Consider the following 8328-nt stretch of genomic DNA (forward strand, 5'->3'; position numbering starts at 1 on the left):
CCCTAAGAACAATCGTATAATAAAACTTTTCAAGGGCGGTAATAACTGGAGACCGCTAGTGGTCAGTTCATGATGCTGATAAATGGTCCGCCCTGGAGGGTGAGAAAGGTGGGATCGAAGGTACATGATGTGGTTTGAATCGTAATGGGACGATGCACACACTAACAACCGCTTGAAGCTCATGAGAGTGAAAGTGGTGGGCTCTCGACCAAAATCACATGGGAATATGACCGGACTGTCGACCATGTAATATTTTTATAAGAAATGCTCTGAGGCAGCATATTGACCTCGGTGCTTTCGTTTTTCGGTCCCTTTTCTTGATGCTGGCCTTCAATTGTTAGATGGTACTTTCGACCAACTGGGGGGGTGCTTTTATAGTTCGAGGGAGTTTGGTTGGGATAAGGTGAGCATAATTGCCCGCAAACAGCATAGAAGAGTTGCCTGGAGTAGGACCCGCAACTGCAGAGAAGCTGCGTGATGCCGGCTATGTCGACCTGATGGCTATAGCAGTGGAATCCCCCAAGGTGCTATCTGAGGTAGCAGAGATAGGGGAGAGCACAGCGGTGAAGATCATCGCAGCAGCCAAGCAGGCCGCGGACGTCGGAGGGTTTGAGACCGGAGACCTGATATTGGAGAGAAGGAGGAACATCCACAAGCTGACCTCCTGTTCGAAGGCCTTCGATGAGCTGATGGGGGGAGGTCTGGAGACCCAGTCCATCACCGAGTTCTTCGGTGAGTTCGGAAGTGGGAAGACCCAGATGTGCTTCCAGCTGGCCGTGAACGCCGGCCGTCCGGTGGAGGATGGAGGCCTTGACGGCAACGTGTTCATAATCGATACCGAGAACACCTTCCGCCCAGAGAGGATCGTCCAGATGGCAGCTGCCCTGGACATGGATCCAGAGGAGACGTTGAAGAAGATCCATGTGGCGAGAGCGTTCAACTCCCATCACCAGATGCTACTGGTGGAGAAGGCGCAGGACCTTGCCCACGATCTCAACGTGCGGCTGATGATAGTCGACTCGCTTACAGCCCACTTCCGTGCGGAGTATGTTGGAAGGGGGGCACTGGCCGAGAGGCAGCAGAACCTTAACAAGCACATGCACGACCTCCTACGGTTCGCCGACCTGAACAACGCGGTGATCGCCGTTACCAACCAGGTATCGGCCAAGCCTGACGCGTTCTTCGGGGACCCGACCCGACCTATTGGAGGCCACATCGTCGGACATGCTGCCACCTACCGTCTGTACCTGAGGAAGAGCAAGGGAGGTAAGCGCATAGCAAGGTTAATTGACTCCCCTAACCTTCCCGAGGCCGAGGCGGTCATAAGCGTTGGCGAAGAGGGCGTCAGAGACTGAGCATGGTAGAACGGCCTTGCTCTCCCATGAAGGAGGGAGGGCATGAGCCTCATTCCCTATTTTTTTGAACTTTCAGGGGAGCATCCGACCCTGCCGTTCGCGGATGCTTTCGGCAGCTGCACCGCAGAGTGTGATGGTTTTACCGCCACCGCGTACGGGCCGGGGTACGGCATCTTCGGGCTGGAGAGCGACAGGATCGCAGGGATAGCTACCCGCCTGGCTTTGACGCACCGATTGGGCAGGCATCTGGGATCCTGTCCAGTGGAGGAGGTGCACGCCTTCGCGAAAAGTATCGATCTCCCTCCTGGCTCCGTCGCCGTTCGGGCCAAGAGGTTCCAGGGACAGCATCAAGACCTTGACCTTGGAAGGCTGGCCGCTGAGGTGGGGGGCGTGGTCGCTAAGGGCAGGAAGGTGGACCTGTCCCATCCCGATGTGGACGTTAGGATAATGATCTCGGACATGGCCCATATCTACATATGTGAAGCGGAGGTGGACCGCTCCGCGTTCGAGAAGCGCAAGGTGGCAGAACGCCCCTTTTTCTCCCCCATTTCCCTTCATCCACGCTATGCTCGGGCATTGGTCAACATGACTCTTGTTAAGAGGGGCGAGCGGCTCCTGGACCCTTTCTGTGGAACCGGTGGTGTGCTCATCGAAGCGGCCTCCATAGGAGTAAGGGCCTGCGGATCGGACATATCCCCGGAGATGGTGGAGGGCTGCATGAAGAACCTGGAGCACTTCGGCCTCCCGTATGATTGCATGGAGGTGGCGGACATCGGAGATATCGAAGGCAGGTTCGGAAAGGTGGACGCGGTGGCCACGGACCCCCCCTACGGGCGGGCGACCAGCACGCGGAGGGAACCGTTGGGAGAGCTTTACGACCGGGCATTGACCTCCATGGCATCGGTGCTGGACCAGGGGTCCCGGGCGGGAATGGTGCTGCCCCGTCCCTGCCCCCAGCAGCTTAAAGGATTGGACCTGGTCCACACCCACCAGCAGAAGGTGCATCGGTCCCTGGACCGCCATTACTGCATCTTCAGACGACGCTGACAGTGAGCACCTGCACCTTCTCCGCCCCTGTGCCCTTGGCCACGAGGGAGATGTCACGCGTGATCTCGGACAGGTCTCCTGGGAGCTGCACCTGCACGATGACCGTGGCGTTGGTCTTGTAATCCAGGCTCAGGTCCAGGACGTTGGTGGCATCCACGGCCGAGGAGTTGGACAGGAACAATGACGCTGACCAGTTCCTCGGTACATCCTCCAGGGTCAGCCTCAGATCGTTATCGATGTTACCGGTGTTGTTGATGAACACCTGGAAAACGGCCATCCCACCAGCGGCCACGGTGGTGTTGTTGCCACCCAGGGCGGTCATCTCGAATGAGTAGTCAGGCGTCACCATTATGATGGGCTGGGGAACGAAGGTCACTGTGAGAAGCAATAAGCCAGCTGTGCCCAGGGCCAAGGTGCGCTTGGGCAGCTTGCTGATATCGTTCAGGGGCGCGGGATGGTTCAGGCCCAGGAAGAAGACCAGGAGGGCGAAGAGGAACCATCCGTCATACAGCATCGCGACCAGTATCAGGGCGATGAACGTCGCATACCCCAGGTACTTGGCCTTATCTCCCAGCAGACCGCGGGCCACGTGCCCGCCGTCAAGCTGGCCTACCGGCAGCAAATTTATCGCGGTAACCAAAAAGCCCACCCACGCCGCGAAGGCGGTGGGATGCAGGGCCATGTTGTCAGCCATGGGCACCAGAAGGGAGAGGAGCTGGTACAGGGGCTGGATGACGACATACATAGCTCCCGCCTGCCCGATAGTGCCCTCCACCGCATGACCGTTCGCGGTCAGGAACAACCCTACTAGTGCCACCGGTATGGTGACAGCCAGGCCGCCCAGGGGACCGGCGATGCCTATGTCCACCAGGGCCCGGCGGCTAGGCATGGGGTCGCGCATGGAGATGAACGCCCCGAACGTTCCGAACGGGGGAATGGATGGGATGAAGTAAGGCAGGGAAGCGTCCACTTTGTGTCGCTTCGACATGAAGTAGTGCGACAGCTCGTGGATGCCCAGGATGGCCATGAGGGGGATGGCGAAGAACACCGCCCCGTTCAGGATGTTATCCACGGTGAGAAACTCAGGAGAGCCAGAGTAGTCGGACCACAGCAGCATGCCTGCCAGGGTGGTGGTCAGGAAGGTGATCACGAGCAGGGAACGGTTGATCCACAAGTTGCGCTTCTTTCCTTGGGGAAGGCGCATAACGGTGACGGCGTGCTCCCCTCCCGAATAACTGATGATGGGCACGAACCCCTTGGCCTTCATGTCCTGGCGAAGGCTTTCGAAGTTCGACTCCAGCATGGTCTCGTCGGGTCGGACCAGCATCTTCACGGACTCGTAGCTGACCTTCACATCGTAGATGGAGAAATATTTCGCCACCATCGAGCGGACCAGCTCCACATCGGCCGTGATATCATTGGCTAGCATCATTTCTCATTACACCTATTCAGAATATAACCCTTATGAACAAAGGAGCATGGAAGATAACCGAATGGGTCGTCAAATCCCAGGATAAGTTTCTATTATTCCTGGTCCGTTGAGGATAGTGATATGCTGTACGAGGAGCTTGACCAAGAGACCCGCCGATGGATGCTCATCGAGCACAAGGCCGAGGAGGAGAGCAATCCCTACAGGAGCCCCAACCTGTCACCTCTTGGCAAGGAGCGGTTTCAGGTCCTGATGGAGGAAGCGCTGTCCGCAGGCAACGATGTGACCCTGGCTCAGGCCCTGAGCCCCAAGGAGATGTGGGCGGAGTATGAGCCCTCACCCCTGGGAGGCATAAGGAGGACCGAGCCGGAAAGAGCGGCCAAGACCCTGGCCAGGATGGAGTTCAACACCTGGTACGTCCGTGGTCTATGCCGCCGTCTAACAGAGGAGGGCGAGACCATGGTCCAGATATACCGGGCGGAGGCGGCGGACGCTCCCGGAGATACTTGCGACGCCTATGAGAACATGTTCCTGGAGATCCGTTTCCTTTACAATGGACATAGGATAAAGTACTGGCCGGTACGAAACGATAGGGCCTTCTCGGTCCCCTGCGGCCCCCAGTGCCGTCACTCGGTTCGCCGCATATCCTCAAGCGCAAAGGCCATGATCGAGCTTGAGGAGAGGCAGTTCGGAGCGGCCTTCAGGCGGCCTGGCCCCTGACGAAGGGTTATTATATTGACCTTATTAATCGGGCCCCTGTGAACCGGTTCATCCAGCTGTTCCGAGTGGGCAATTGCATCATGGGGGTGGTGGGCCTCCTCCTGGCCATGTTGGTGGCGGCGGGGACGAACATTGTGGACGACCCCATGGTCATCCTGATCTCCTCCGGCGTGGTGTTCCTGTTCATCATCGGGGGCAACTCCCTCAACGATTATTTGGACCGGGATGTGGACAAGCTTGCCCATCCTGAGCGGCCTCTGCCCTCTGGAAGGATGAGACCCGAGACAGCGCGGAACATCTCCATCGCTGCGTTCATCCTCTCCCTGGCCCTCTCCGTCCTGCTTTGGGACGTGGCCTCGTTCCTCATCGTGGTGTCGGCAGTTGCCATCATGCTGGCATATGAACTCAGGACCAAGAAGATGGGGCTCGCCGGCAACCTCTCCATAGCCTGGCTGACAGGCGCGCTCTTCCTCCTGGGAGGAGCGGTTACAGGCAGGATAGAGGCTACTGTGGCCTTCGCCTTCATGGCCTTCCTGGCGACCCTGGGGAGGGAGATAGTCAAGGACGTCCAGGACATGAGCTCGGACTTCGACCGGAGGACCCTGCCCCAGACCATAGGGGCGAGGAAGGCGGGGGCGGTGGCCAGCGCGGCCTTCCTGGTGGCGGTGCTGCTGTCCTTCGAGCCGTTCATCACCGGCCGCTTCGGCCTGGCGTATCTGGTGGCGGTGCTGTTCGCGGATGCAATTTTTATATACTGCTCCATTGTTCATTTCCGAAATCCCAAGCAGGGGCAGCGTTGGGCCAAGTACGGAATGTTGATGGCACTGGTGGCGTTCTTGCTAGGAGGTTTGTTGTTATGACCGTCGATGAGTTGCTTAGGAACAAGCTCACAAAGGGCAGTCTGCATATGACCCTGATCGATCCTGCCAAGCAGGAACCCTCCCAGGCCGGAAGCATCGGTAAGGAGGCGTGCCAGCTGGGCACAGACGCCATCATGGTAGGAGGATCGACCGATGTTACCCAGCAGAATCTCGACGAGACAGTGCGGGCCATAAAGGCCAACGTCGATGTTCCGGTCATCTACTTCCCATCAGGGGCTCACGCCATATCGCCACATGCGGATGCCATCTATTTCATGAGCATGCTGAACTCCCGTAACCTGAAAATGGTAATGGGGGAGCAGGTGCAGGGAGCCCCTGTCGTCAAGATGTTGAAGCTGGAGCCCTTGTCGATGGGCTACATCATCGTGGCCCCGGGAATGAAGGTGGGGGAAGTGGGGCAGGCTGATGTGATACCGCGGGACAGCCCCAAGACCGCCGTGGCCTACGCTCTTGCGGCGCAATTCCTGGGTATGCGGTACGTATACCTGGAGGCGGGAAGCGGAGCCCCGGAACCGGTCCCTGAGGATATGATCAGGGCAGTGCGCGCAGCCATCGATGTCCCTCTCCTAGTGGGTGGGGGCATCAGGGATGCGGAGACCGCGGCCCGGGTCAAGGCTGCGGGAGCCAATATTGTGGTGACGGGCACAGTGGTGGAGGAGGGGCATTCCATGAGCCGCCTCCAGGAGATAATCGAAGCCATCCACTTGTGATGATATCATAGAAGGCCGAGAAGCATCTCGTGGATCCGGGAGTCCTCGGACAGCTCCGGGTGGAAGCTCAGCCCGATGAGGTTGTCCTGTCGCACCATAACTATCCTGCCTGCATGGGTCGATAGGACCTCGCACCTGCCCCAGATCCTATTTATTACAGGTGCGCGGATGAACACTCCGGGAAAGGGTGCGTCCAATCCTTTTACCTCCAAGGGAGCTTCGAAGCTCTCCCTCTGCCGCCCGAAGGCGTTACGGTCAACGGCAATGTCCACAAGCTCAAGAAGCTCCGTCCCGGTCTTGTGCACTTCGTCGTCGCCCTCCTTGGCCAGAAGTACACATCCTGCGCAGGTACCCATGATGGGCATGCCCTCCCTCGCCCTGTTGACAATTTGGTCATGTAGACCATGACGGCTCAATAGCTTGGAGATGGCAGTGCTCTCCCCGCCCGGTATTATGAGGCAGGAGACCTGCTCCAGCTCCTCCAGTCGCCTGACGGTGATAACGCTGCCTCTACGCCCATTGTTCGCAACAGCCCTCTCCAAGGACCGCACATGCTCAGGGAAAGCTCCCTGGACGGCGATCACGCCTGCCTTCATGAGGAGGCGTCAGCAATGACCTTGGTCAATAACATTTCGCCTTCAGGCTCAATCACGGTCATGGGTAGGTGTGAAAGGATTGCCCCCATTGTCTTCTGACGAAAAAATGGATGAATAAAGGAGTTTCAGGGCTCAGGGGATGTCTCAGCCCCGGAGGCCATTCCCACTTGGAAAGGTCACTTTCTAGACATAACCTCGGCCATCACTCGTGACAGTTGGTCTCCAAGATAGGGTTTGAGGAGCCTTGCCGAGAACCCTTGCGACTCCAGTTCCTCGGCGGGAGGCATATCTCCCTTGGGGCCGGTGGCGATGAGACGGGCCTGCGGGATCTGCTCCCAGATCCTGTTCGCCACCTGCTGTCCAGGTGTGCCCTCGCCGTTGACATAGTCCATGATGACCATGTCAAAGGGCTCGTGGATATCCACAGCCTGCTTGCATAGGATTATGGCCTCTTCCTCGTCACGGGCGATCTCCACCTTGTAGCCCAAGTACTGCAGGAGGTCCCCTATGGTCTCCAGCACGCTCTCGTCATCATCAAGTATGAGGACCTTCCCCTTTCCCTTGACCAGCGAGGTGGGCTCGTCGTTCACCCCCATAAGCTTGTTGCGTGCGGTGTTGGTGGCGGTCTCTATCTGCTTGAGCATCCCGTACATCCGCCCCTCAGGTATGACGTACTCCTTGGCCAAGGACACGCTGCCCAGTATCGCTGTGAGCGGATCGTCCAAGGCAGCTGTGGGGCTGGGCGGCTCAGGGGCCTTCTCTACTACAGCTGGCAGAATTTTGGGGATGACCGGTCGTGGCGAGAAGGTAAGAACAGTTCCCTTTCCTCCTTCGGGATCGACAACGGATGATGCTCTGACATCGAACTCCACACCCTCCGCGACGGAGGTACGGAAATCCGCCCGGCCGAGGTCCAGGTCAGGAAGCACATCGTTCGCAGGACGGCCCTCCAGTTCCATTGTGCCCAACAAGTTGCGAAGGGCAGGATTGCTTCTTAGGATCTTCCCATCTGAAGATATGACCGCCACTCCGGTGCGCATGCCATCGATGATGGCCTTCAGGCGGGACACCTCCTTGGATGACGCGACGCGCTCCGCCTCTATCACCGCCGCCTTGGTGCTGAGCTCCTCGTGTAGACGGGACAGTTCCTCGTTGGCCTTGAGGGCTGCCTGTTGACGGCTCTCTAGCTCGGCGGTACGATCGTTCAGCTCCATTACCTTGGTTGTCAGGGTCCCCTTCAAGGCCTCTATCGTGGACAGGGCTTCTACAAGGGACTGGTCCTTAGCTCCGAGGTCGGCCCTGACCGCCGATAGATCTTGCGCGGTCTGGTCCAGGGACGTACTGGTGCTGAAGTATTGTTCCTTCACCTGGGCCAGCTCGTTCTTTGTGGAGTCCAGCTCCTCGGTCGTTGACTGGTACTTCTCATTCAGCTGAGCAAGCTCGTTCTTTGTGGAATCCAGCTCCTCGGTGGTTGTTAGATTCTGTTCCTTGAGCTGCGTTAGCTCGTTCTTTGTAGTGTCCAGTTCTCCAGTGGCTGCAATGTGCTGTTCCTTGAGCTGCGTTAGCTCGTTCTTTGTAGTGTCCAGTTCT

General features: G+C 58.1%; 8 protein-coding genes. 5 read left to right on the forward strand and 3 right to left on the reverse strand.

Translation table 11 applies throughout. The features are described from left to right. Positions 1 to 413: 413 nt before the first annotated feature. The gene (gene radA, locus GXX95_00380; protein ID NLT36602.1) at positions 414 to 1355 is read left to right on the forward strand and encodes a DNA repair and recombination protein RadA; all 942 of its coding nucleotides are present in this window, start codon (positions 414 to 416) and stop codon (positions 1353 to 1355) included. Positions 1356 to 1397: 42 nt separating this feature from the next. Next, entirely contained in the window at positions 1398 to 2402 is a 1005-nt protein-coding gene (locus GXX95_00385; GenBank protein ID NLT36603.1) for a DNA modification methylase, read from the forward strand. Here the strand turns inward: GXX95_00385 and GXX95_00390 are convergent. Next, positions 2389 to 3834: a site-2 protease family protein gene (locus GXX95_00390; protein ID NLT36604.1), complete on the reverse strand. Its 1446-nt coding sequence runs from the start codon at positions 3832 to 3834 to the stop codon at positions 2389 to 2391. The genes GXX95_00385 and GXX95_00390 overlap by 14 nt on opposite strands. A 120-nt stretch (positions 3835 to 3954) precedes the next feature. Between GXX95_00390 and GXX95_00395 the strand changes: the two genes are divergently transcribed. Genes GXX95_00395 through GXX95_00405 form a run of 3 tightly spaced genes read left to right on the forward strand, consistent with a single transcriptional unit; the run spans position 3955 to position 6142 of the window. Beyond that, the gene (locus GXX95_00395; protein ID NLT36605.1) at positions 3955 to 4551 is read left to right on the forward strand and encodes a hypothetical protein; all 597 of its coding nucleotides are present in this window, start codon (positions 3955 to 3957) and stop codon (positions 4549 to 4551) included. 38 nt (positions 4552 to 4589) lie between these two features. Continuing rightward, positions 4590 to 5411, forward strand: a complete 822-nt coding sequence (locus tag GXX95_00400) for a UbiA family prenyltransferase (GenBank protein ID NLT36606.1) — start codon at positions 4590 to 4592, stop codon at positions 5409 to 5411. After that, positions 5408 to 6142, forward strand: coding sequence for a geranylgeranylglyceryl/heptaprenylglyceryl phosphate synthase (locus GXX95_00405; protein NLT36607.1), 735 nt, complete (start codon positions 5408 to 5410; stop codon positions 6140 to 6142). Before GXX95_00400 ends, GXX95_00405 begins: the two co-directional genes overlap by 4 nt. A gap of 5 nt (positions 6143 to 6147) precedes the next feature. Here GXX95_00405 and pdxT read toward each other — a convergent pair whose 3' ends face one another. Further along, positions 6148 to 6738 (reverse strand): pyridoxal 5'-phosphate synthase glutaminase subunit PdxT, encoded by a 591-nt coding sequence (gene pdxT, locus GXX95_00410; protein ID NLT36608.1) that lies wholly within the window; start codon positions 6736 to 6738, stop codon positions 6148 to 6150. Positions 6739 to 6914: 176 nt separating this feature from the next. Continuing rightward, positions 6915 to 8328, reverse strand: a 1414-nt coding sequence (locus GXX95_00415) for a response regulator (protein ID NLT36609.1), incomplete at its 5' end; no start/stop codon positions are given.

The organism is Methanomassiliicoccus sp. (assembly GCA_012719175.1).
Taxonomy (GTDB): Archaea; Thermoplasmatota; Thermoplasmata; order Methanomassiliicoccales; family Methanomassiliicoccaceae; genus UBA6.

Excerpts from the sequence above, each read along its gene's own strand:
- GXX95_00395 (NLT36605.1), top strand. The coding sequence starts at position 3,955 with ATGCTGTACGAGGAGCTTGACCAAGAGACCCGCCGATGGATGCTCATC.
- pdxT (NLT36608.1), bottom strand. The coding sequence starts at position 6,738 with ATGAAGGCAGGCGTGATCGCCGTCCAGGGAGCTTTCCCTGAGCATGTG.
- GXX95_00385 (NLT36603.1), top strand. The coding sequence starts at position 1,398 with ATGAGCCTCATTCCCTATTTTTTTGAACTTTCAGGGGAGCATCCGACC.
- GXX95_00390 (NLT36604.1), bottom strand. The coding sequence starts at position 3,834 with ATGATGCTAGCCAATGATATCACGGCCGATGTGGAGCTGGTCCGCTCG.
- GXX95_00405 (NLT36607.1), top strand. The coding sequence starts at position 5,408 with ATGACCGTCGATGAGTTGCTTAGGAACAAGCTCACAAAGGGCAGTCTG.